The following is a 25,264-nucleotide window of genomic DNA, read 5'->3' as shown; positions in this document are numbered from 1 at the left end:
ATTAGTGTTTAATTGGTAATCTAAAACTAGCTCCAGCACTTAACAAGAGGTCTTGCCCTTCTGTTATACTTGTGCCAAAAGACATATCCAATTGTAAATCATTAGATACTAAATAGGTCATACCAGCGTCCCATAAATGATTTGCTTTATTATCTTCAGGAAGGTCTCCATAAAGTTCAACATAGGCTCCAAATTTATCAGATATACTATAACCATATGCTATAGTATAGACGTAATTGGCTTCAGGAGAATCATCACCCCAAGCCATTCCTAAATTATAGCCCAAGCTGGATTTTTCACTCAAGGTATGCGAGAGTGAAAACCTGAAATCTACACCTGTTGTTTCGGGTCTATAGTCTGTACTTGCTGTAAAAGGCAAAAAAACATGACCTATTAAACTAATTTCTGGTATCCAACCTTTTTCTTCGGTTACATAAACTTTCATTCCTAAAAGCAATGGGCTTAAACCGCTAGTAACATTATCCATTTTTTGACCATTTACATGTGTGATGTTCTCTTGAAAATCCCAACCCAAACGCAATTCGAAATTGTCGGATAAACCATAACGGACTAATGTAGTATTATAGGTAAAGTTTTCGGTCTTTATTTGGTTACGCTCAAAAGTTTCAAAAAAGGCACCGGTTTCAACCTGTAAAAAGCCTTTAGGAACTGTGCTTGAAGCTTCGGTCATATCTGGTCTGTCGGTTTCTAGGGGTTTTGTGGTTTCCGTTTCTTGTGCTTGCAAGCACATAAAACAATTTGTAAATACAAAAATGGATAGTTGTTTTAAGTGTTTAGTTACTTTCATTAACATAAATAATATTAGTAAAATCTTCGTTTAGTAAAATAGTGTTGTTATTTATTGAAATTTGCGTCATGCGGTTATTTTTAAATTGATTAGTTACCGTAATTCGGTTGCCGTATTTAAGACCGTGAAGCGCACAAAAATCAAAGAATTCCTTGTCGTCACTCATTAATCTAGAAATGATGTAGGTTTCACCTGCTTGAGTTTGCGATAAGGCTATGGAATTATCAACTGTTGTAATTTCTCCTTTTGCATTAGGAATGGGATCACCATGCGGATCAAATTTTGGATTACCTAAATAAGCACTAATTTTATCGGCTAAAAAATCCGATGTCTGGTGCTCCAGTAGTTCAGCTTCTTTATGAATTTCATGTAAGGACATGTCAAATAATTTGAATAAAAGTGCCTCCCAAAGTCTATGCTTTCTTACGATGTTCAAAGCCATTTGTGTTCCTTTGTCGGTTAGCTGAAGCTCCTGATACTTCTCATAGTGAAGCAAATCTTTTGAAGCCAGTTTTTTTGCCATATCTGTTGCTGCTGCATTAGAAATGCCTAGTTTTTTTGCAATGTTACCTGGCTTGGTGTTATTACTGTCGTTCTTATCGTTTTTATAAATTGCTTTAACGAAATTTTCAATAGCTATTGACATTTATTGTTGCTTTAAATAAAATTTAAGTATACTTAAAAAAGTTTTCAAATATAGTTAAATTAAATATAATTGCAAATTTTCACTACTTTGGTATGATTTCGGTATTATGCCTTATAAAATGGAATTATGAAGTACCAATTACTCGCTTTTATGTTGCTTTTCTCTTTAATTGCAAAAGCCCAAGATACTACTGATGTCCATGTTGACAGTCCTAAAATTGTAACTAAACTTTTATTGGACAATATAATAGAAGTAGGAGAATTTGAAATAAAGTTTATAGATGTTGTAAACGACTCAAGGTGTCCTAGATATGTAAATTGTGTAAGAGCAGGTGAAGCTAAAGTGCAATTTCATGTTTCTAAAAATGGTGAAACCATTAAAAATGAAGTTGTAGATATTACACCCAGCACCTATTTGCAAAATGACTATCCAGTTATATTAAACTACGAAAACATTAAAGTAGAAATCTATAATGTTTTACCGTATCCTGAATATAGTTCTAAGATTAACAAATCCGATTATTATTTGCAATTAATAATTACAAAAGATTAATGGCACCCGCAATCGTCTGAACTACAACTTTTTGATTTTGATAGTTTAGTTTTCCAGAAAAACTTCGTTACCAGATACACAAGCGCTATAATAAGTGTAGTAAGGGCTAATATGTTTTGAATAACACTGCTCATTATTTTAATAATTGAAAGGCTATTAAAGCTACAATGTAAGCAAAACTACTCATGATTACTAATTGAAGGGTGGGCCATTTCCAACTATTGGTTTCGCGTTTAACAATGGCCAGTGTGCTCATGCATTGCATGGCAAACGCATAAAATAGCAGTAATGAAATACCTGAAGCAAAATTAAACAAAGGACCACCAAGTATGGGGTTTACCTCGCCAGCCATGCGATTTTTTATGGTTTCTTCTTCGTCGCTACCTACGCTGTAAATAGTGGCAAGAGTACCCACAAATACTTCTCGCGCTGCAAATGAGCTTACTATGGCAATACCAATTTTCCAGTCGTAGCCTAAAGGTCTAATGAGAGGCTCTATAGTTCTTCCTGTTATACCAATAAAGGAGTGTTCTAATTTAAATGAAGCTATTTCTTGCTGTAAATCTTCTTGAGAAATATTTTGTGAAGCGTATTGCTCCGTAACAATAGCTTCGGCATTGTTAAAATTATCTCCTGGTCCATAGGAAGCTAAAAACCATAATACGATGGATATAGCCAAAATAATTTTACCCGCACCAAACACAAACGACTTGGTTTTTTCAATAACTGTTAAAGCAACATTTTTAAATAAAGGGAGCTTGTAGTTGGGCATTTCGACCACAAAAAAGGTTTTACTCTTTATTTTAAGAACTTTATTTAGTATGTAAGCTGAACCAACTGCAGCACCAAAACCAATTAAATACAGAAGCATTAACGTTAAGGCTTGATAGCTCAACCCTAAAATACGACCCTTGGGAATTACCAAAGCGATGATGATGAGGTAAACAGGAAGTCTGGCAGAACAAGTTGTAAAAGGTGTAACAAGTATAGTAATAAGACGTTCTTTCCAGCTTTCTATATTACGTGTGGCCATAATAGCTGGAATAGCGCAAGCCGTACCCGAAATAAGGGGGACAACGCTTTTACCACTCAAGCCAAAACGGCGCATAATACGATCCATAAGGAAAACCACGCGACTCATATAGCCACTTTCTTCTAAAACAGAAATAAAAAGGAATAAAAAGGCAATTTGTGGAATAAATATAACAATACCGCCAAGACCAGGAATTATACCTTCGGCTATTAAATTGGTAAAGGCACCTTCAGGCATTTTATTTTTTGTCCATTCGCTAAACGAGGCAAATGTACTATCAATAAAATCCATAGGGACACTAGACCAGTCGTATATAGCTTGAAAAATGGTTAATAATATAATACCGAAAATGAGATAGCCCCAAACTTTGTGGGTTACTATCCTGTCTAGTTTTATTCTTAAATCTTTAGCTGTACTTAAGTCTATGGTCTGCCCCTTTTTTAGCGTATCATTAATAAATTGATAGCGTTTAATGGTTTCTTTTTGTTGCAGGCGTTTTAAATCGGCTTTAGATTTCGTTTTAAAATCGGCTACGGCATCAATTTCGTTTCTATCTGTTTTACCAAAATTAACATCCTGAGTGATTACCAACCAAAGCTTATATAACAACTGATTAGGAAAAGCTTTTCTTAAGTTGTCAAAATACTCGGTATCAATTTCGGAAGCATTTAAACAAGGCTTTACAGAAAGCTCTTTAAAATTTGCTATAAGATCTTTAAGAGCGGTAATGCCTTGGTTTTTTCTTGTGCTTATTAAAGCAATTTTGGTTTCAAGTTGTTGCTCTAGATATGGAATGTCCAGTGAAATACCCTTATAAGCCATTCTGTCAGCCATGTTAATGACTAAAATTGTAGGGATTTGAAGGTCTTTTATTTGTGTAAATAAAAGGAGATTACGTTTAAGGTTTTCAACATCGCTAACCACTACAGCCACATCGGGAAAATCTTTATCCTTTTTATTTAATAGCAGTTCAATAACGACGTTTTCATCAAGGGACGAGGCATTTAAACTATAGGTTCCTGGTAAATCTATTATATGCGCTTTTACACCTCTAGGCAACTTGCATATACCTTCTTTTTTTTCGACTGTTATGCCAGGATAATTACCTACTTTTTGATTTAAACCTGTCAAGGCGTTAAACACAGAGGTTTTTCCTGTATTGGGGTTTCCTATAAGTGCAACATTAATTTGTTTACCCATTGGAAATCTCTATTAAAATGTGAATGGCTGTTTCTTTTCTAATTGCAAGATGGCTCCCATTAATATTGAGATACATGGGATCTGCAAAAGGAGCGACTTGAACCAATTCAACAGAATTGCCAGGCAAGCAGCCCATTTCTAATAATTTAAGTGGAATATGAATAGATGAAACATCAGCAATAATGCCTTTTTCACCACGTTTAATATCTGCTAAAGTTACCTGCAAGCTTATTTAGATTGATTTTAAAGAAGCAAAAATAAGGCAAAAACTTTGTGTAGAAAAACTATTGATATTCTTTTTTTAGGGTTTCAATGTCGTTGAGTAGGCGCTCGATATCTTCAGGGTTGGTTCCGTCGTAAAAACCACGAATTTGCCGTTTTTTATCAATGAGCATGAAATTTTCGGTGTGAATCATATCGTATTGATCACCACTTCCATGGTCTTTAACGGCTAAATAACTTTTCCGTGCCAAATCGTAAATTTGTTTTTTATCGCCAGTAACTAAATTCCATTTATTGTCGTTAACTCCTTTTTTTAAGGCGTATTTTTTTAATTGCGCTACAGAATCTATTTCTGGAGTCACGGAATGCGAAAGCAACATGATATCGTTGTCGCTTAAAGTTTTATTTTGAATTTCTACCATATGATTCGTCATTATAGGGCAAATGGTCTGGCATGTGGTAAAAAAGAAATCGGCAACATAAATTTTGTCTTTATAATTGTCTTGGGTTATGGTTTCCCCGTTTTGATTTATGAGGCTGAAATCAGCGATTTTATGATATTTCTTGACATCTAAAAGTGTACTGTCTACCAATTCAGAGTTTACCATTGTAGGTTGATAAATAGGAAGCGGTTTATCGACATTTAGAATATTAAAGATTATTGAAATTATTATAATTGAAATAATAGTAAATACAATGGCGAAATATTTGTAGTCTTTAAAAAACGATAGCATAGAGTGGAGTTATTGGCATTGTTTTTGCAAAAATACATTGATTTTTGAAGCCAATAAACAATTCAAGACTATAATTATATGTTAAATACAAATGTGCTTGGATTCAGGTTTTATTCTTGAGTTAAAAAACACTACTTTTGTGCGTTATTTAAAAGAAGACAGATTTTATGACCGTTATATTAATTAAGGCAGCGCAATTATTTTTAAGCTTGTCTATTCTTATAGTCCTTCATGAATTAGGACATTTTATTCCCGCAAAACTTTTTAAAACGCGTGTAGAGAAATTCTACTTGTTTTTCGATATAAAATTTTCATTGTTTAAAAAGAAAATTGGCGAAACGGTTTATGGTATAGGTTGGTTGCCTTTGGGAGGTTATGTAAAAATAGCCGGAATGATTGATGAAAGCATGGACAAAGAGCAAATGGCACAACCACCCCAACCTTGGGAGTTTAGAACCAAACCGGCTTGGCAGCGTTTAATTATTATGCTAGGGGGTGTAATTGTGAACTTTATTCTTGGGTTTTTAATTTATATGATGATATTATTTGTTTGGGGAACCGATTACTCTAACAAAGATGATATTACTTATGGGTTTGGCGTATCAGAAACCATGGAAAAATATGGTTTTCAGCAAGGTGATAAAATAGTATCTGTAGATGGCAAGCCTTTTAGTGAAGTTACAGATATTAATTCGTATTTGTTGTTTAGGGAAATTAACACTATACAAGTCGAACGTGAATCAGGAGAAATAGCAAATTTAACTGTTCCTGAAGATATTGGCACACAATTATTTGAAGCAGGTGATTTACCAGCCATGTCACCTCGATTACCATTTAAATTGGATTCTGTTGCACCAAACTCTCCTGCAGAAAAAGCCGGATTATTACCTACAGATAAAATTGTGAGTTTAAATGGCGAGGCTATTAATTATTTTACCGATTTAAAATATGGATTAAAACGCAACGGTAATAATACTCTAAATATCGGAGTGGAAAGAAATAATGAGGTTGTAAATTTAGAGATCAAGCCAACTGAAGATGCAACCATAGGCATTGTAAGTTTAGAAACAGAGCGTATTGTTACCAACCACAAAGACTATTCGTTTGGTGAGGCCATAGTTAAGGGCACTTCATTAGGTTACTGGACCATTAAAGATTATTTGGCACAGTTTAAATATATTTTCACGAAGAAAGGGGCTTCGCAAGTCGGTGGATTTGCCGCTATTGGAAATATGTTTCCGCCAAGTTGGGACTGGAAGGCTTTCTGGGCTATTACAGCATTTTTATCTATTATGCTGGGAGTTTTAAACCTGTTGCCAATTCCAGCGTTAGATGGTGGTCATGTTATGTTTCTACTGTATGAAATGATTTCTGGACGCAAACCTGGCGATAAGTTTTTAGAATACGCCCAGCTAATTGGTTTTATTCTTTTAATAGCGTTGGTATTGTTTGCAAACGGCAATGATATTTATAAAGCTATTTTTAATTAAAATTTTAAGTAGATTTTTTAATTAATATATTTGTAGTAAATAATAAATACTTTATATTTGCGCTCGCAAAAGCGAATAACACTCCTCCTTAGCTCAGTTGGTTAGAGCATTTGACTGTTAATCAAAGGGTCCTTGGTTCGAGCCCAAGAGGGGGAGCTTAACAACAGAAAGCCTTTACAGAAATGTAAAGGCTTTTGCTTTTTATGCAGGTCGAACTTTTAAGTTGAATAATTGCCCATACTTCAATATGTGCTAGTGTGTAAAAAAAATGAATTTGATTAGTTGAGTCAACAAGTATTTTTAAATGGTTTGTCTAATTGATATAAAATTGGTGTTTTGTGGTTGGGTCTTAAATTTAAAATAAATCTTGAATCACTATTAGGAGTTTTACTTATAATGAACCAGCCTATTGTTATTCTTTTTACTTTAAAAAGATTTTAATCGTTGGTTTTCCTGGTCCTTCATAAAATTAATTTTTTGTATAGGTCGATTTTTGTTTTTCGTATAACTATACATTCTTTGTATATTGTAAAAATGTAAGCAAATAGAGGCTTTATGAAAACAGTATCTTGGTTGTTATTCTTATTTGGTTTTTTGTTGTATGGGAGTCTTTTTTCTCAAGAGCTTCCACCTATTGGGGGATTTTCACCGCAGGATTATGATGCAGATAATCAAAATTGGGATATATCTCAAACCTCAAATAAGTATATATACATAGCTAATAATAAAGGGTTATTAGAATATGATGGAGCTACTTGGGACTTTTATCCAACTCCAAATCAAACTGTAATGAGATCTGTGCATGTTGTTGGAAAAAGAGTGTATACAGGCAGCTACATGGAGTTTGGTTATTGGGACAAGGACGGTAAGGGAACTTTAAACTACACATCTTTGTCAAATAAGTTAGACTCTATTGTTGAGGATGAAGAGTTTTGGAAAATTATTAATATTAAAAATTGGGTGTTATTTCAGTCATTGGACAGAATATATATTTATAACACAATAGATGAAAGTTTTCAAGTTGTTGCACCAAAATCTAGGATTGTTAAAATGTACCAAATCAATGATGACGTTTTTTATCAAGTATTTGGAGAAGGAGTTTATAAAATAGAGAATGGTTCATCATTATTGTTTATAGATTCCGCCCAAATATTGGAGTCTCGGATAGTTAATTTGTTTGATTATAAAGATGGGTATTTGGTTATAACAGAAAGAAATGGGTTTTATTATTACAAAGATGGTGATTTAACCAATTGGGACTATGAAATTGATGATATTCTGAATAACATTACAGTTTATTCAGCCGAGATCCTCAAAAACAAAACTATTTTACTTGGCACCATTTCTAATGGTTTGTTAGCACTTGACCATAATGGGAAGTTCCTATACCATATCAATCAAACTAGGGGTTTACAAAACAATACTGTTTTAACTATTACAGAAGATATAGACAACAATATTTGGCTCGGTTTGGATAATGGTGTCAACTTTATTAAAAGTAATTCTCCTTACAAAATTTATTATGATTCTTCAGGAAAATTAGGAACAACCTACACCTCAATTATATATAATGATTATATATATCTTGGAACTAACCAAGGGCTTTTTTTTAAAAAAACAAATAGTAACCAAGACTATATTATTGTTCCTGAAACTAATGGTCAAGTTTGGAGCTTAATAGAGATAAACGGCGAACTTTTTTGTGGTCATGATAGAGGCACGTTTATAGTTAATGGCAATAATGAAGCCACGTTGCTACCAGGCACTCAAGGAACTTGGGCTTTAAAACCAATTTCAGGCAACCCAAACCTCATAATACAAGGTACTTACGATGGTCTCAATATATTGGAGAAGAAAGCAAGCAAATGGAGCTTGCGAAATAGAATTATAGGTTTTGACATTTCTTCAAGATATTTTGAATTAATTGACAATAAAGTTTTTGTCAGTCATGAATATAAAGGTGTATTTAAAATAGAGTTGAGTCCAGACTTTGAAGAAGCTTTAAAAGTTGAAAAAGAACCGAGTTTTGAAAAGGGTCTAAATTCTAGTTTAATAAAATACAATGAGTCTATTTTCTATGCCAATCAAGACGGTGTTTTTAATTATAGTCAGTTAAAGAACAGTTTCTATAAAGATTCTATTTTGTCCAAATTATACAATAAAACTGAATATACTACTGGAAAACTTGTTGTTGATAAAACAAATAAATTATGGGGATTTTCAGAATACAATCTTGCTTTTTTGGATTTTGATTCGTTTGGTAATATTCCCGAATTGGTCAATATACCATTGCCTAAAAAACAAATTAATAGTATGAATGGTTATGAGAATATTAGTCATTTGTTCAAAAACCAATACTTGTTAGGAACATCCAATGGTTATTTGATAATCGATTTATCAAAGTTGAATACGGATTATGAATTCAATATATCAATAAACCATATAGAGGTTGGTAGGCTTGATTCTGAAATGAATAAAGTTGCTTTGCAAGGGTCATCAGTATTTAAAAATAAAACCAACAATTTATTTTTCTCTTACAGCATACCAGAATACTATAAATATTCTGAAAAACGTTACCAATATCTATTAGAAGGATATAATAACAATTGGAGTGGGTGGACCGATGAAAACACCCATCTATTTGAAAACTTGCCATATGGAGAGTATACTTTTAAGGTAAGAGGCAAAATTGGCAATATTGAAACCATTAATACAGCAAGTTTTAATTTTGTTATTGAAAAACCCTGGTATTTATCTAATGTGTTTATCATTATATATATTATCGGTGGCATGATAATGCTCTTGATAATTCACTTGTTCTATAGAGCTTATTACAAAAATCAAAGAAAAAAAATATTAGAACAAACACAGAAAGATCTCGAATTAAAAGAACTGGAAAACCAACAACAGATTACTAATTTTAAAAATGAGACATTAACTCAAGATATTGAAAATAAAAACCGTGAACTAGCTATTTCAACAATGAGTTTAATCAAGAAAAATGAGTTTTTAAATGACATCAAAGAAGAATTAAAAAAACTCAATCCAGACAAAAAACTCAACCCAGTAATTAGATTAATAGACAAAAACATCAACAACTCGAATGATTGGGAAATGTTTGAAGAAGCGTTTAACAATGCTGATAAAGATTTTTTGAAAAAAGTAAAATCAAAACACCAATCCTTAACCCATAACGATCTTCGATTATGTGCATACTTAAGGCTTAATCTATCTTCTAAAGAAATAGCGCCATTATTAAATATTTCAGTTAGAAGTGTTGAAGTGAAACGATATCGATTGCGTAAAAAAATGGAATTAGAGCACGAAACAAGCTTAACTGACTACATACTGGAATTGTAGAGCATACTACAATAAGTTATTTTAACCATACATTACCACAACATTTTAACATTATAGTCTTTATTTTTCTTTCTTGGCAAGAAAATTTATACTACAGTTTATATTGTTTTTAAAAGAAAACTTTGATGATTTGATAATTTTTAACCCTTTTTTTTGAAATGTATATTTTTTGTTGGGGTTAAAATTGGTAAATTCATAGAATCATGGGTTAAATTTACGATTATGGTCTTATGGATCGAACTAACTCTTATCATTTTTAAAATCCACGATACAGAGATTATTAAAATTTCAATACTATGAGAAACAAATTAGTAGGATTAATTCTTTTCTTTTTCACCTGTTTTAGCTTTTCCCAACAGAACATAGTTACCGTTAAAAAGGACGCTACTGGTATGCGATTAATGGTTAATGGTGAAGATTTCATTGTAAATGGTATGAATTGGGATTACATTCCCATTGGAAAAAATACCGTAGATGCTAGATTTTGGGAAAATCCAGATGATATTATTAAAGAAGGGCTTGACACCGAAATGTCCTTATTGAAAAATATGGGAGTTAATGTCATTAGGCAGTATACAGGTGTGCCGGCCAGATGGATAAAATATATTTATGAAAAGTATGGTATTTATACCATGCTAAACCATTCATTTGGACGATATGGCTTGACACTTGATGGGGTTTGGACACCTGTTACCATTTATGATGATCCAAAAACCCAGGAGCATCTATTAGCTGAAATAGATGTTCTCGTTAATGATTACAAAAACACGCCTGGATTATTAATGTATCTGTTAGGTAACGAAAACAACTATGGGCTTTTTTGGCAAGGAGCTGAAACAGAGGATTTTCCAGATGATGAAAAAGAAAAGGAATTTATTGGAGAGAAAAGAGGAAGACCGATGTATCGTTTGATGAATGAAGCGGCAAAACTCATTAAATCTGCAGATTCGTCACATCCAGTAGCTATTTGTAACGGGGATGTCCTTTTTATTGACATTGTTGCTCAAGAATGTAAAGATGTGGATATATATGGCACAAATACCTATAGAGGTGTGTCCTTTACTGACATGTTTGATGTTGTAAAAGAAAAATTAGATATGCCTTTATTATTCACAGAATTTGGAGCTGATGCATTTAATGAAATAGAGAAGAAGGAAGACCAAAAAATGCAGGCTTATTATATGTTGGGCAATTGGAAGGAAATTTATGAAAATGCAGCAGGATTAGGTAAGTCTGGAATTTCAATAGGGGGTTTCACCTTTCAGTTTAGTGATGGATGGTGGAAATATGGCTTTGATGATAGAGAGAATGCAGACATTCATGATAGTAATGCTTCTTGGGCCAACGGTGGATATCCGCATGATTTGGAACCTGGTGAGAATAATATGAATGAAGAATGGTTTGGAATCTGTGCCAAAGGCCCAACAAACGAAAGAGGCCTTTATGATCTTTATCCTCGAGCAGCTTATTATACTTTGAAAGAGGCACATCAATTGAATCCTTATGATGAGGGAATGACTTCAGAATTTCTCAACAATTATTTTAAGAATATACAAATCATGGATGCTGTTTTGAAAGCTAGAGGCGATAAGGCAGCACTTGAATCCCAAAGCTCGAAAAAATTAGGAATAAGCCAATTAAGAGCCGAATTCACAACTTTTAATACGGGTGGTAGTTTAATAACCACACCAGATGAACCCAATGAAGATGATTTAGTATTTCCTGATGAATTAGGTTTTGATCATATGCAATCTTTTTACATTGGAGTAGAAGCCAATCCAACGGCAAATATGCGAGCAGAAGTTAATGTTAATATTGTTGGTAATGTAGCTGAAAACCCAATAGATGAAATATTTTACGAAAATAGAGCCAGAACTCGAGCTGTAAACACGGCCGAAGGAGAACTTCAGCTTTCAGATATTGAAAGAGTAAAAATATATAGTGCAGAATATGAATGGAATGCAAAAGATTTTGATTTAAGAGGTTTTTATCGTACTGGTCATTATCATTGGCAATACGAAGGTGACTTTTTCGGACTTTACCCTGAAGCGAATTATGGTCCAAATTTAGATATATATAATGGTGAAATATCAGGTATAGAAGTAGATGGTAAGAGGGGATTGTCTGGTTTAAAAGCTGCCTTTGGTCCACAATTATGGTGGGGCGCTAACCCAGCTGTTTTATTTAAGTATGAAAGAACTGTTGGTAAATTTGATTTGGCGGCAATGTATAGAAGTGATATTGATGATGCAAATGCAGCAGTATCATCAATAGCGGTGCCACTACCTCAAACAAGAAGTGCAACATTATACGTAAAAAGAGAATTCGGTAATGTTGGGGTGGAACTAGGTGGAATTTGGGGTGGACAACCTCTTAATGGTAGAAAATTTCAAATAGCAGAAGGTGAGCCTGGCAACTATACAGTTTATGAAGATGAAATAAAAGGAAGTGATAATTGGGGTGGAAAAGCAAAAATAACCTTCTCTAAAGGGCGTTTTAATTGGTATGCGCAGGGTGCTTATATGGGGCTTGTTGCAAATGGCGGAGCTGACGCAACCCAAACTTTTACAGGTTGGAGACTTAAAGATACAGGAAGTGGAAACCAAACAAATTTTTTAACCGGTTTCACATATTCTTTTGGAAACCTTCAAGTGGCACCAAATTTCCTATGGCAAAAACCATTAGTTGACCCCATGCCAGGCGATGTTGGCGCTCCTGGAAGATTAAGAAACATCCAAGACGATCCTTTCGCGGTGAGAGCAAATAGAGAAACCGTTGGTGTCGAGTTATTGTTAACCTTTGATCCAACACCTGGAACATGGATGTATCAATGGGATAATGATAGGCAGGAAGATGCTAAATTTGCATTCAGTACAGGATTTGTATTCCGTCATTTACCAACTTCCCAAGATGCGGCCATTGGTATTTTACCAGATGGTAGAACAACCTTTGCCTTCCCTGGAGCCGCACCGGCTCAAGATTTATGGGAATCGAATACCAGAATCGTATCCAAAATACATTCAGATCTAGGAATCATTGCCAACTTGTATTTCGGTAATGCACAAGCCAACGGTAGTGACGACAGATTAATTGAACGTTATGGAGGTGACATTAGGGTTATCTATAAAAAATTCAAAGTAATGTACTCATCAAAGTTTAATGATTGGGGGCCTTATGATTATCATCGTGATTTTAACCTTACATTCCCTGTACAAGTCATGTTAGATTTGTCAACTACTTTGGGTAAACCCGATTGGTTCATATTGCCCAATACCCAAATTGGTATTCGAGGAACTTATAGAACGCTGGATCAATATTCAAATAGATATGCACCAGCAGCAGTTGAAGGATTTTCAACTCTGCCAGTATTAAGCCCTGTTGGGTTTCCTGATGGGAATGAATGGGAAATTAGAACGTATATCCATATTAACGTAGGTAAATAAAAAAAAAGATTATGAAAAACATACGATTTAATTATAAATTAAAAGGACTACTATTAATATTTATCTTTTTGTTAATAGGAAGTTGTGAACGTGATTTGTCAGATGATGCTGTTTTAGCAGGGTTCTCAAAAGAAGGTGATATTTTTATTGACGGACCAATTGCTTTAGGTAGTAATTTTTATTTTCCGTATGCAGGTTCAAAACCAGACGCTGTTGCTTTTGATGGTGTTGAAGCCTATAGAGGAAGCACTTCTATTCGTATAAATGTTCCAAATGCAGATGATCCAGAAGGAAATTATGCTGGAGCTATTTTAAGAATTGATGGAGCAGGAAGAGATTTAACGGGTTTTGATGCCTTGACTTTTTATGCCAAGGCATCTCAAGGTGTGAACCTGGATGCTATCGGTTTTGGAGAAGATTTTATTGATAATAAGTATCAAACTGCAATAACTAATGTAAGTATCGGTACAGGTTGGAATAAATATATTGTTCCAATTCCAGATCCGTCAAAACTTGTTGAAGAAAGAGGTGTGTTTAGATACGCTGCGGGAACACAAGCAACAGGTGGTCTCGGATATACGATTTGGTTAGATGAAATTAGATTTGAAAAATTAGGGACACTAGCTCATCCAAGACCTAAAATCCAAAATGGGGAGGATGTTATAGCTGATACTTTTATTGGTGTAGAGCTAGAAGTTACGGGTTTAACGCAAACATACAATTTAGGAACAGGTTTAGATCAAACAGTTGTAACGGCGCCTAGTTATTTTGAATTTGTTTCTTCAAACCCTGGCGTTGCAAGTGTGGACGAATTAGGGCAAATAACCGTTAATTCTGGCGGAACTGCTGTTATTACTGCTAGTATTGGAGGACTAGAAGCTGCTGGCTCTTTAACAATTAATTCTTTAGGTGATTTTGATTTAGCTCCTGAACCAACACGAGACCCTGATAACGTTATTTCAATTTTTAGTGATGTTTATGAAAATGTTCCAGTTGATTTTTATAATGGATATTGGGAACCATTCCAGACAACATTGTCAGCTGATTTTGTTGTAAATGGAGATAATATTTTAAATTATACTAACTTTAATTTTGTTGGGAATCAGTTTGCGAACCCAACTGTAGACGCTTCGGGTCATTCCAATTTACACTTAAACATGTATATTCCAGGTGATATCCCATCAGATTTTGATTTTTTAATTTCGGTTGTGGATTTTGGAGATGACGGACAAGATGGCGGTGGTGATGACACGAGACAACAGATTTTTGTTAGCTCTTCAGATGTTGTTGCTAATGAATGGTTTACATTAGAATTTCCTTTAACTTTGGCTAACAAGGATAATTTGGGACTCATTATATACGAAAATATTAATGGTTCATCCTTAAGTAATTTCTATTTAGATAATATTTATTTTTACCGTGATGTGTTAGAACCTTCGCCAAATGTCGATGATTCTATGGCAACGGAAGTAGCATTACCAATAGGTTTTGAATCAACTAGTTTGGTTTATGATTTTGTTGGATTTGAAGGGGCTGATTCTTCAATTCAACTTAACCCAATGGCTAGTGGAATTAACCCAACATCAACAGTCTTGCAATCTATTAAAACAGTTGGAGCCCAATTCTATGCAGGAACAGCATTAAACTTAGATTCTCCAATTAATTTCTCGACTTCTCAAAAAGTTAGGATGAAGGTTTTATCTCCAAAAAGTGGTATTCCAGTAAAAGTGAGATTGGAAGATCAAAATAATACAGCAGGTATAGAAATTGATGCTTCAACAACCACTTCCGATGAGTGGGAAGAAATGGAGTGGGATTTCAGTAGTGTTTATAATTCTTCAGTAGATTATGTAAGAATAGTTGTGTTCTTTGAATTTGTAGTAGACCTGCCTGGAGATGGGAGTACCTACTATTTTGACGACATTCAAATTATTGATTAACAACAGAAAGAAAAATATAAAATGAATAAATTAAATTATGTACTCTTAATAGTATTTAGTCTGTTTCTAATAAGTTGTTCTACAGACGAAACTCAAACAGTTACTACTTTGAATCAGCTAGTTTGGCAGGATGAATTTAATTCCGATGGACCAATTGACACTAACAAATGGAACTATGACATTGGAAATGGTGTTGAACAAGGAATACCTGGTTGGGGAAACAATGAATTACAATATTATACAGATAGATCTGAAAACATTACCGTTCAAGACGGTATGCTGATAATTACTGCTCAAGAAGAATCTTATGAAGGTTCAAGCTTCACTTCAGCCAGAATTCAAACAAAAGATTTGTTCGAAAAAAAATATGGGCGTTTTGAAGCGCGAATTCAGCTGCCTTGGGGACAAGGTATGTGGCCGGCCTTTTGGATGCTAGGCTCAAATTCTGATGTGGTTGAATGGCCCGCCTGCGGCGAAATTGACATCATGGAAAATAGAGGGAGTGAGCCAACTATTATAAATGGAACGGTTCATGGCCCAGGATATTCTGGAGGGGAATCTATATCTAAAGTTTATGACCTTGTAAATGATAGATTTGATACTGGCTTTCATGTGTTTGGCATAGAATGGGGAGAAGGATACATAAACTTTTATGTAGATGATGTATTATATAATCAAATAACACCAGAAGATGTTTCTGGTGAATGGGTTTTTGACAACCAGCCATTTTATATTATTATGAATGTTGCTGTGGGTGGCAATTATGGAGGTCCTCCAAATGCCAATACCGTTTTCCCTCAAACTATGTACGTTGATTATGTCCGCGTTTATCAATAGAACAATTTAAACATATTTATTTAAAGGTCGAGCCAGTTACTCGACCTTTAAAAATACCCAAATTTTTACGAATCATCAATCTAGCCTACAATTTTGTGGGGTAGGTTTAAAAGACTACTATGACAACAAAAATTTTAACTAGCAATCAAAATTTTGAAGAAAGAAATACAAGCATGAATCCCAACAAAATTTATATCGGCAATAATCAGGCTTCATTTAAAGAGGAAGAGATTACGGGTGAATTAATAAATTTTGAAGGCGAGGTATATTATAAAATTTCCAATTCAGATAAAATGAGACCATTTTTTATGAGTCTCATTAGTAATTCCAATCATTGGATGTTTATATCGAGTAATGGTGGTCTTTCAGCAGGTAGAAAAGATGCCAATCATGCTTTGTTTCCATATTACACGGATGATAAAATCACAGAATTTGCCGAAACCACTGGAAGCAAAACCATACTGCAAGCTCATAAAAACGGTAAGACTCATGTATGGGAACCTTTTTCCAATAGATATTACGGTATTTACGACATTCAAAGAAACATATACAAAAATCAATATGGCAATAAGGTGGTTTTTGAAGAAATCAACCATGATTTAGAACTGACGTTTAGCTATCAGTGGTGTACCAGTAACGCCTATGGTTTTATTAAAAAATCAAAGCTCATTAATCATTCAAATTCTATTGTGACTGTGAATGTTCTAGATGGGCTTCAAAACATAATTCCTTTCGGAGTTGGGTCAGACCTACAAAATAGTTATAGTAATTTGGTTGATGCCTACAAACGAAGTGAGTTGCAAGAAGAAACAGGAATCGGCATATTCGCTTTAAGTGCCATAATAGTTGATAAGGCGGAGCCTAGCGAAGCCCTAAAGGCAAATACCGTTTGGAGTTTAGGATTTGAAAAACCAAAATATCTTCTCTCGTCATTACAATTGGATAGATTTAGAAGAGGCGAAACTATTCAGAATGAAACTGATGTAAAAGCTGAAAAAGGTGCTTATTTCATTTCTACTGATGTCAACTTGGAGTCAGGACAGAAACAAGATTGGATGTTCATAGCCAATGTCAACCAAAGCATAAGTGATGTGGTTTGCATTTCTGAAAAAATAAAACACGAGACCGATTTAAAAGCTCAAGTTTTGGAGAATGTTGATTTAGGTACCAAGCACTTATTAGAATTGGCAGGAGCATCTGATGCCATGCAATTAAGCAGAAACAAGTTGCGCAATGCGCGTCATTTCTCAAATACCTTGTTCAACATTATGCGTGGAGGTATTTTTGATGACAACTATCAAATTGAGAAAACCGATTTTATAGCATATCTACAAAAAGCCAATAAACAAGTCTACAAAGAAAAGGCACATGTATTAAATAGTTTAGAAGAAATCTTTAATCTGGAACACCTAAAAGGTCTTGCAAACGCGGATAATAATAGTGATTTTAAAAGGCTTTGTTATGAATATTTACCGTTAAAATTCAGCAGAAGACATGGTGATCCAAGTCGTCCATGGAATCAGTTTTCAATTAACACAAGAAGCGAGGTTGATGGTTCCAAAATTTTGGACTATGAAGGCAATTGGCGCGATATCTTTCAGAATTGGGAGGCCCTAGCACATGCTTATCCAGAATTTATTGAAGGCATGATCCATAAATTCTTAAATGCCACAACCTTTGATGGGTACAACCCTTACAGAGTTACAAAAGATGGTTTTGATTGGGAAACTATAGAGCCAGATGATCCATGGTCTTACATAGGATATTGGGGAGACCACCAAATTATTTATCTGCTCAAATTTTTAGAAATAATTGAGAATCACTATCCAAATAAATTGGCTGCATATTTCAATGAAAACATGTTTGTGTACGCCAATGTGCCATACAGAATAAAGGCCTATGCAGACTTATTAAAAAACCCAAAAGATACTATTGTTTTTGATGACACACTTGATGCTGAAATACATCAATTACGTAAGGAATTTGGTGCTGATGGTGCGTTATTAAGAAATAAAGCTAATGGTATTTGCAAGGCGAATTTAATGGAAAAGCTTTTGGCTACAGTTTTAGCTAAACTGTCCAATTTTATACCTGAAGGTGGTATTTGGATGAATACGCAAAGACCCGAATGGAACGATGCCAACAATGCTTTGGTAGGAAATGGCGTTTCTATGGTTACGCTTTATTATTTAAGACGATTTATCAACTTCTTTGAAGGTATTATTATAACTTCTGAATTGGAATCTTTTGAAGTTTCAGAGGAACTTAAAGCGTTTTATGATAGAATACTGAATACCTTCGATAATTTTAAAAATCGCCTAAACACTGGTTTTTCTGATAGCGATAGAAAATTGGTGCTGGATGGATTAGGTCAAGCCGGAAGTGATTTTAGATTGAAAATTTACGATAACGGATTTTCAGGAAATAAAGGCAACATAACCAAAGCTAGTATTTCGCAATTTTTAGATTTATCCAATGCCTATCTTGAACATTCTATCAATGCCAATCAACGTGAAGACAAACTCTATCACGCTTACAATTTAATGACTGTTAAAGGTAATTCTGAATTATCAATTTCATATTTGCCAGAAATGCTGGAAGGACAAGTAGCTGTTTTAAGTTCAGGTTATATTTCTGGAGAGCAATCGTTAGAAGTTTTAAACGCCTTAAAAGCAAGTGTTTTGTTCAGACCAGATCAGTATAGTTATTTATTGTATCCAAATAAAGATCTTCCAGGATTTTTTGAAAAAAACAGGCTACCTAAACAAGCAGTTGAGCAGTCTGAATTGTTGCAACAATTACTCAAAGATGGAAATAAGCAGATTATTCAACAAGATGTTTTAAATAGTTACCATTTTAATGGCAACTTTAATAATGCAGATAGATTGAGGGAAGCTCTTGATGCGTTACCACAAAAGTATGAAGCTCTTGTAAAAAAAGACTCAACCGTAATTTTAAACACCTATGAAGAATTATTCAATCATAAGGCATTTACAGGGCGTTCGGGAACATTTTTTGGATATGAAGGTCTTGGTTCTATTTATTGGCACATGGTATCAAAATTATTGTTGGCAGTTCAAGAAACCAGTTTGAAAGCTTATAAGGATGGTGAAAGTAACGTAACTATTGGAGGCTTGTTGGATCATTACTATGAAATTAATGAAGGCATTGGTGTTCACAAATCACCAAAACTTTATGGAGCCTTTCCAACAGATCCGTATTCGCACACACCATTAGGAAAAGGTGCCCAGCAACCAGGAATGACAGGTCAAGTAAAAGAAGATATTTTATGTCGTTTTGGTGAATTAGGTGTTTTTGTGGAAAACGGAAAAATAGTGTTTAATCCAAGATTATTAAGAGGAGAAGAGTTTCTTAAAGAGCCTAAAACATTTGTTTACACGGCATTGAATAACGAAATCAAAAAATTGCCTGTTGAGGAAAAATCTATTTGCTTCACCTATTGTCAAGTGCCTGTCATTTATAAGTTAAGTAGTCAAAGTTCTATAGAAGTATCATATAACGATGGGAAATCAGAAGTCTTTGATTCTCTAATTATGGACACAAAATCAAGTGAGAGTGTCTTTAAAAGAAAAGGTGAAATAAATTATATACAAGTTTCTTTAAAGGAATAAAAACCAATGAAAATAACATCATTACATATCATCTATTTCTGTTTATCAATAGTTATGTTTTCATGTAATGATTCAAACCAAAAAAAGAGCAATACAGCACCTGTGAAAAAAGTGAAGAACTTAACAGCAAAAGAAATTTTGGGCAATCCAGAATATCTGGCAATATCCTATGGCGGATACAGAGAGGTATCCAGAGATAGTCAGCCAACCATTCAGCAGCTAAAAAATGATATGAGAATATTGTCTGCCATGGGGATTAAAATTTTACGCACCTACAACGTACAATTAGATCATGCGCCTAATGTCTTGAAGGCCATTAAAGAGTTGAAATCTGAAGACCCAAATTTTGAAATGTACGTCATGCTCGGTGCTTGGATAGACTGTTTAAATGCATGGACAGATCAAGCTCCCAACCACGATATAGAAAGCCCCAATAACGCAGGAGAAATTGAGCGTGCTGTAAAATTAGCAAACGCATATCCTGATATAGTGAAAATTTTAGCCGTGGGTAATGAAGCCATGGTAAAATGGGCAACAAGTTATTATGTACAGCCTCATGTTATCTTAAAATGGGTTACGCATTTGCAAAACTTGAAAAAGGAAGGCAAACTTCCGAAAGATATATGGATAACAAGCTCCGATGATTTTGCATCTTGGGGAGGCGGTGATAGCCAATACCATAATGAGGATTTAAATAAATTAATTGAAGCCGTGGATTATATTTCAATGCATACTTATCCATATCATAACACGCATTATAATCCACAGTTTTGGGTGGTTCCTGAAGATGAAACAGAATTATCCAGTATAGAGAAGATTGATGCAGCCATGAAACGGGCTATTCAATTTTCAAAAAAACAATATGATAGTGTATCAAATTATATAAAAAGTTTAGGTATAACCAAACCCATACACATAGGAGAAACAGGTTGGGCCAGTGTGTCTAACGGACATTACGGACCAAATGGTTCCAAAGCCACTGACGAGTATAAGCAAGGACTTTATTTCAAGCAAATAAGAGAATGGACAAATAGTAGTAGCATTTCCTGCTTTTATTTTGAGGCCTTTAATGAAAAATGGAAAGATGCCCATAACCCAAAGGGATCGGAAAATCATTTTGGGCTATTCACCATAGATGGTCAAGCCAAATACCCTATTTGGGAATTAGTAGACAAAGGCGTTTTTGAAGGATTAACGCGTAATGGAAATCAAATAACAAAAACATATAATGGGGAATATAAATCACTAATGGTTGATGTTATGGTGCCGCCATCTTATGAAGAATTGATGGCTCATAAATAGTGGCTATAAATGAAAACAAATGAATATGAAATCAATAGGCTATATAATGGCTTGTCTTTTTTTAGGTTTTATGGTTAGTTGTAATCACGAAAAGCAAAACAAGACTTTAAAAGTTGAGGTTTATGAAACTTCCGCTAGTGGAAACAAACTGACTAAACGCCAAGATTTTCAAGCCGCTGATTCAGCATCTCTAATCAAAATTAATCCTGAAAAAAAATATCAAACCATCACTGGGTTTGGTGGTGCTTTTACAGAGTCGTCTGCATATTTGCTAAACCAATTGAGCAAACCTAATCGGGAAAAAATTCTGAATGCCTATTTCAGTAAAGATGGTGCCAACTATTCGCTTTGCAGAACTCATATGAATTCCTGTGATTTTTCATTAAGTAATTATTCATATTCACCTGTTGAGAATGATATAAATCTAGAGCATTTTACCATTCAGGAGGATTTAGACGATTTAATTCCCATGATTAAAGATGCAATGGCTGTTACTGAAGATGGATTTAAATTATTTGCTTCACCATGGACAGCGGCACCATGGATGAAAGACAATAACGATTGGGTAGGTGGCAAGCTATTGCCCGAATATTATGATACTTGGGCGCTCTTCTTTTCAAAATATATCGATGCTTATGAAGCCCAAGGTATTCCTATTTGGGGCTTTACTGTTGAGAATGAACCACATGGTAATGGAAACAACTGGGAGAGTATGCATTTTACGCCACAAGAGATGACTGATTTTGTTCAAAACCATTTAGGACCAAAATTAGAATCGGATGGATACGGTGATAAAATCGTACTTGGTTATGACCAAAACAGAGCAGGTTTAAAAGAATGGGTAGATGTTATGTATGCTACAGAAGCATCTTCCAAATATTTCGATGGAACAGCGATTCATTGGTATGAAAGCACCTATGAGGTCTTTCCTGAAGCCTTACAATATGCACATCAAAAAGCACCTAATAAGTTTTTAATTGAAACGGAAGGATGTATTGATGCGGAAATCCCAAAATGGAAAGATGATGCGTGGTATTGGAAAAAAGAAGCTACAGATTGGGGCTGGGATTGGGCCGCAGAAGACGAAAAGTATTTGCATCCAAAATATGCACCGGTTAATCGTTATGCTAGAGATATTATTGGATGCCTGAATAATTGGGTTGATGGTTGGGTAGATTGGAACATGGTTCTCGATAGACAAGGTGGTCCAAATTGGTTTAAAAATTGGTGTGTAGCGCCAATCATTGTTGACCCTGAAGCTGATGAGGTCTATTTCACACCGTTGTATTATGTCATGGCTCATTTTAGTAAATACATTAGACCTGGTGCGGTTGTTTTAAGAGTCGAAAAAACAGATAATGGTCTTTTGGCTACAGCAGCTAAAAATCCTGATAATTCAATAACGGTCATCATTTTTAATGAAGGGATGGAATCCAAATATTTTGAATTGCAATTTGATGGCAAAAGCACCATAATTGATATTGATGGACAAACTCTTCAATCTATTTTAATACTAAACAGATAAATTAAGTATTATGTCAAAAATTAAAGCAGTATCTCGAAATAGAGTGCCAATAGGGCAAAAGGCAGCCTTTGGGGCTGGGCATTTTGTGCTTAATCTTTTGCCAGGTGTTTTAGGAGTATATCTTCAAGTATTTATTTTAACCGCTTTTGGAATGGATCCTGTTTGGGCAGGTTTATTAGGCGGTTTACCTCGAATATTTGATGCGCTTACAGACCCTATAATGGGCTTTATTTCAGACAATACCAAGTCACGATTTGGACGGCGCCGACCTTATATTTTTACAGGTGCAATTATTAGTGGTATTCTTTTCATATTAATGTGGCAACTTGATGAAAATGCATCACAAACCTTCAATTTTTGGTATGTGATGATTTTGCAAATATTGTTTTTAGTTGGAAATACCATGTTTGCAACGCCATTAGTAGGTCTTGGTTATGAGATGACCTCTGACTATAATGAAAGAACCCGTTTAATGAGTCTTGCTAATTCAATGGGTCAAATTGCTTGGATGATTGTACCATGGTTATATGTCATCATTCCTGATGCAAATACCTTTGACAATCCTGCTCAAGGTGTGCGAACAATGGCAATTATTGTTGGTGTAGTTTGTATAGTTTTTGGAGTTCTGCCAGCCTTTTTTTGTAGGGGTATTGATGCGGCACATATGGAAAACAGAAAAGAGATAAATTTCAAAACACTGGCTTCAAATATGAAAGAACTTTGGCATGGAATTAAGCAAGTTTCCAAAAACAAGCCGTTCATGAAATTATGTGGCGCAACTTTTTTGGTATTTAATGGATTTCAACTTGTAGCAGCCTTTTCGGTTTTTATAATTGTATTTTATATGAATCAAGGAAGCTGGGAGCTCGCAGGAACATGGCCTGCCTGGTTCAACACTCTAAATGCTATTATTACAGCTTTTCTTGTTATTCCAATTATATCCAAAATGGCTACCAAATGGGGTAAACGAAATGCGTTTTTAATTTCAACTTTTCTATCTATCATTGGCTACATTTTAAAATGGTGGGGATTCGACGTTCAACTAAATGATCAATTTAATCAAACATCCCTCGGACAAAGCTTGAACAATGGTGTCGCATCTATCTTTGAATTTTTAAACCCATATCTGGAACAGGCAGGGATGTCTTGGTTTAGTATTGATGCCAGTAATGGAATACCTTGGCTAATTTTTATTCCTATTCCGTTATTTGCGTTTGGTATGGGTGGGTTGTTTACACTTATGATGTCTATGACTGCAGATGTGTGCGATTTAGATGAATTGGAAAATGGTATGCCAAGAAAGGAAGGAACCTTTGGAGCAATATATTGGTGGATGGTAAAATTAGGGCAAGCACTAGCTATTATTTTAAGTGGAGTGATTTTAAAAATAGTAGGGTTTGATCAGAACATCACTGAACAAGCTGTTGAAACCATGACTAGGCTTCGCGTAGCTGATATTATTGTTCCTGCCACTACAGCGGCAATGGCGATGATTGTGATGTGGAAATATAGTTTGAATGAAAAAAGAGCAAAGGAAATTAAAGCACAGCTCGTTGAAAGACGGGGTGAGTTATAAATTTTAATTAATTAAATATATGTCGTATAGAAGAGAATCATATTACAAATACAAGGGCTATAGTCAGAAAAACACTGTAGGAATTGATACTTCAAAACTATCACGGGAAGCCTTAAAAGATTTGTGGCGCAAAACTATAAACGAAGGATTTCATGGAATTTGTTTTAGTATGTATGAAGATGGTCAGCAACCAGGTGATGATATTAGTTTTGAGCAGGTTGATCGTCGTGTGCAGATTCTAAAGCCATATGTTGAGGCTATCCGATCATTTTCATGTGTTGAAGGTAATGAACATGTTCCAGTTGCAGCCAAAAAACATGGGTTGAATACGCTTGTTGGGGCTTGGTTAGGAGACGATATGGAAGATAATGAAAAAGAAATCGAGGGCCTAATTGCACTGGCTAAGGCTGGTTATGTTGATGTAGCAGCTGTAGGTAATGAAGTGTTATATCGCAATGATTTATCGTTAGAGGAATTATTGGGGTATATAAAACGCGTTAAGGTAGCTCTAGAAGGTTTAGATATTCCAATAGGATATGTAGATGCTTACTATGAGTTTTCCAGACATCCTGAATTGGTTGAACACTCTGACGTTATTTTGGCCAATTTATATCCCTATTGGGAAGGCTGCCCTATAGAATATGCTCTGGGTCACATGCAAGCTATGTTTGGTCAGGTTGTGGATGCAGCGAACGGGAAACCAATCATAATTACAGAAACTGGTTGGCCAAGTGAAGGAGGAAGTTTAAAAGGAGCGGTTGCAGGAGATATTGCCGCCATGAAGTATTTTATTGACACCATTAACTGGACTAAAGAAAATGACATACCCATATATTATTTCTCATCATTTGATGAGTCTTGGAAAGTGGGTGATGAAGGAGATGTTGGTGCTTATTGGGGGTTGTGGGATAAAAGTGAAAACTTGAAATTTTAGTTTTTACGGATTATAATGCTTTTTGTTACT

Annotated in this window: 16 protein-coding genes and 1 tRNA gene; 12 read left to right on the top strand and 5 right to left on the bottom strand. The window is 34.7% G+C overall.

The genetic code is table 11. The features are described from left to right. Window position 1 precedes the first annotated feature (1 nt). Both K7G76_RS00360 and K7G76_RS00355 read right to left on the bottom strand, forming a co-directional pair. Window positions 2-808, bottom strand: coding sequence for a transporter (locus K7G76_RS00360; RefSeq protein ID WP_223032222.1), 807 nt, complete (start codon window positions 806-808; stop codon window positions 2-4). Then, the gene (locus tag K7G76_RS00355) at window positions 795-1,454 is read right to left on the bottom strand and encodes a metal-dependent transcriptional regulator (protein ID WP_223032221.1); all 660 of its coding nucleotides are present in this window, start codon (window positions 1,452-1,454) and stop codon (window positions 795-797) included. Before K7G76_RS00355 ends, K7G76_RS00360 begins: the two co-directional genes overlap by 14 nt. A gap of 126 nt (window positions 1,455-1,580) precedes the next feature. On the opposite strand from K7G76_RS00355, the gene K7G76_RS00350 reads away from it, so the two are divergent. Continuing rightward, window positions 1,581-2,006, top strand: a complete 426-nt coding sequence (locus K7G76_RS00350; RefSeq protein ID WP_223032220.1) for a hypothetical protein — start codon at window positions 1,581-1,583, stop codon at window positions 2,004-2,006. A gap of 133 nt (window positions 2,007-2,139) precedes the next feature. On the opposite strand, the gene feoB is transcribed toward K7G76_RS00350, so the two are convergent. From feoB to K7G76_RS00335, 3 genes are read right to left on the bottom strand one after another with little or no spacing between them, the layout of a single operon-like run. Continuing rightward, window positions 2,140-4,239 carry a ferrous iron transport protein B gene (gene feoB, locus K7G76_RS00345; protein WP_223032219.1) on the bottom strand — a complete coding sequence of 700 codons (2,100 nt, stop codon included), beginning with the start codon at window positions 4,237-4,239 and terminating at the stop codon, window positions 2,140-2,142. Then, on the bottom strand, window positions 4,232-4,465 hold the full coding sequence (locus K7G76_RS00340; RefSeq protein ID WP_223032218.1) for a FeoA family protein: 234 nt from the start codon (window positions 4,463-4,465) through the stop codon (window positions 4,232-4,234). The genes feoB and K7G76_RS00340 overlap by 8 nt, the downstream gene beginning before the upstream one ends. Before the next feature lie 58 nt (window positions 4,466-4,523). Beyond that, window positions 4,524-5,195, bottom strand: a complete 672-nt coding sequence (locus K7G76_RS00335; protein ID WP_223032217.1) for an SCO family protein — start codon at window positions 5,193-5,195, stop codon at window positions 4,524-4,526. Between the two features lie 167 nt (window positions 5,196-5,362). Between K7G76_RS00335 and rseP the strand changes: the two genes are divergently transcribed. The 11 genes from rseP to K7G76_RS00280 all read left to right on the top strand — a co-directional run bounded on the left by rseP (window position 5,363) and on the right by K7G76_RS00280 (window position 25,234). Further along, entirely contained in the window at window positions 5,363-6,685 is a 1,323-nt protein-coding gene (gene rseP / locus K7G76_RS00330; RefSeq protein WP_223032216.1) for an RIP metalloprotease RseP, read from the top strand. A gap of 82 nt (window positions 6,686-6,767) precedes the next feature. Continuing rightward, window positions 6,768-6,841: transfer RNA gene (locus K7G76_RS00325), tRNA-Asn, on the top strand. A 399-nt stretch (window positions 6,842-7,240) separates the two neighbouring features. Next, a complete protein-coding gene (locus K7G76_RS00320; RefSeq protein WP_223032215.1) occupies window positions 7,241-10,045 on the top strand; it encodes a helix-turn-helix and ligand-binding sensor domain-containing protein in 2,805 nt (934 codons plus the stop codon). Between the two features lie 296 nt (window positions 10,046-10,341). Next, window positions 10,342-13,488, top strand: coding sequence for a glycoside hydrolase family 2 TIM barrel-domain containing protein (locus tag K7G76_RS00315; protein WP_223032214.1), 3,147 nt, complete (start codon window positions 10,342-10,344; stop codon window positions 13,486-13,488). 11 nt (window positions 13,489-13,499) lie between these two features. Beyond that, window positions 13,500-15,428, top strand: a complete 1,929-nt coding sequence (locus K7G76_RS00310) for an Ig-like domain-containing protein (protein ID WP_223032213.1) — start codon at window positions 13,500-13,502, stop codon at window positions 15,426-15,428. A gap of 21 nt (window positions 15,429-15,449) precedes the next feature. Beyond that, window positions 15,450-16,265, top strand: a complete 816-nt coding sequence (locus tag K7G76_RS00305) for a glycoside hydrolase family 16 protein (protein ID WP_223032212.1) — start codon at window positions 15,450-15,452, stop codon at window positions 16,263-16,265. A 173-nt stretch (window positions 16,266-16,438) separates the two neighbouring features. Next, window positions 16,439-19,897 (top strand): hypothetical protein, encoded by a 3,459-nt coding sequence (locus tag K7G76_RS00300; RefSeq protein ID WP_223033569.1) that lies wholly within the window; start codon window positions 16,439-16,441, stop codon window positions 19,895-19,897. A gap of 6 nt (window positions 19,898-19,903) precedes the next feature. Then, entirely contained in the window at window positions 19,904-21,199 is a 1,296-nt protein-coding gene (locus K7G76_RS00295; protein WP_223032211.1) for a glycosyl hydrolase family 17 protein, read from the top strand. 25 nt (window positions 21,200-21,224) lie between these two features. Then, complete coding sequence (locus tag K7G76_RS00290) at window positions 21,225-22,724, top strand: glycoside hydrolase family 30 protein (protein ID WP_223032210.1); 1,500 nt, start codon at window positions 21,225-21,227, stop codon at window positions 22,722-22,724. A gap of 10 nt (window positions 22,725-22,734) precedes the next feature. Then, window positions 22,735-24,300, top strand: coding sequence for an MFS transporter (locus K7G76_RS00285; RefSeq protein ID WP_223032209.1), 1,566 nt, complete (start codon window positions 22,735-22,737; stop codon window positions 24,298-24,300). Window positions 24,301-24,319: 19 nt separating this feature from the next. Then, window positions 24,320-25,234, top strand: a complete 915-nt coding sequence (locus tag K7G76_RS00280) for a glycoside hydrolase family 17 protein (RefSeq protein ID WP_223032208.1) — start codon at window positions 24,320-24,322, stop codon at window positions 25,232-25,234. The last annotated feature ends 30 nt before the right edge of the window (window positions 25,235-25,264 follow it).

The organism is Hanstruepera marina, assembly GCF_019880635.1.
Classification (GTDB): Bacteria; Bacteroidota; Bacteroidia; order Flavobacteriales; family Flavobacteriaceae; genus Hanstruepera; species Hanstruepera marina.
Note: the sequence above shows the minus strand (reverse complement) of the source record. Positions and strands in the feature narration are given on the sequence as shown.

What these genes read in the sequence shown, in the direction of transcription:
- K7G76_RS00355 (WP_223032221.1), bottom strand. Translation starts at nt 1,454, where the DNA reads ATGTCAATAGCTATTGAAAATTTCGTTAAAGCAATTTATAAAAACGAT.
- K7G76_RS00350 (WP_223032220.1), top strand. Translation starts at nt 1,581, where the DNA reads ATGAAGTACCAATTACTCGCTTTTATGTTGCTTTTCTCTTTAATTGCA.
- K7G76_RS00310 (WP_223032213.1), top strand. Translation starts at nt 13,500, where the DNA reads ATGAAAAACATACGATTTAATTATAAATTAAAAGGACTACTATTAATA.
- K7G76_RS00280 (WP_223032208.1), top strand. Translation starts at nt 24,320, where the DNA reads ATGTCGTATAGAAGAGAATCATATTACAAATACAAGGGCTATAGTCAG.
- K7G76_RS00300 (WP_223033569.1), top strand. Translation starts at nt 16,439, where the DNA reads ATGAATCCCAACAAAATTTATATCGGCAATAATCAGGCTTCATTTAAA.
- K7G76_RS00315 (WP_223032214.1), top strand. Translation starts at nt 10,342, where the DNA reads ATGAGAAACAAATTAGTAGGATTAATTCTTTTCTTTTTCACCTGTTTT.
- K7G76_RS00290 (WP_223032210.1), top strand. Translation starts at nt 21,225, where the DNA reads ATGAAATCAATAGGCTATATAATGGCTTGTCTTTTTTTAGGTTTTATG.
- rseP (WP_223032216.1), top strand. Translation starts at nt 5,363, where the DNA reads ATGACCGTTATATTAATTAAGGCAGCGCAATTATTTTTAAGCTTGTCT.
- K7G76_RS00305 (WP_223032212.1), top strand. Translation starts at nt 15,450, where the DNA reads ATGAATAAATTAAATTATGTACTCTTAATAGTATTTAGTCTGTTTCTA.
- K7G76_RS00335 (WP_223032217.1), bottom strand. Translation starts at nt 5,195, where the DNA reads ATGCTATCGTTTTTTAAAGACTACAAATATTTCGCCATTGTATTTACT.
- K7G76_RS00295 (WP_223032211.1), top strand. Translation starts at nt 19,904, where the DNA reads ATGAAAATAACATCATTACATATCATCTATTTCTGTTTATCAATAGTT.
- feoB (WP_223032219.1), bottom strand. Translation starts at nt 4,239, where the DNA reads ATGGGTAAACAAATTAATGTTGCACTTATAGGAAACCCCAATACAGGA.
- K7G76_RS00320 (WP_223032215.1), top strand. Translation starts at nt 7,241, where the DNA reads ATGAAAACAGTATCTTGGTTGTTATTCTTATTTGGTTTTTTGTTGTAT.
- K7G76_RS00360 (WP_223032222.1), bottom strand. Translation starts at nt 808, where the DNA reads ATGAAAGTAACTAAACACTTAAAACAACTATCCATTTTTGTATTTACA.
- K7G76_RS00285 (WP_223032209.1), top strand. Translation starts at nt 22,735, where the DNA reads ATGTCAAAAATTAAAGCAGTATCTCGAAATAGAGTGCCAATAGGGCAA.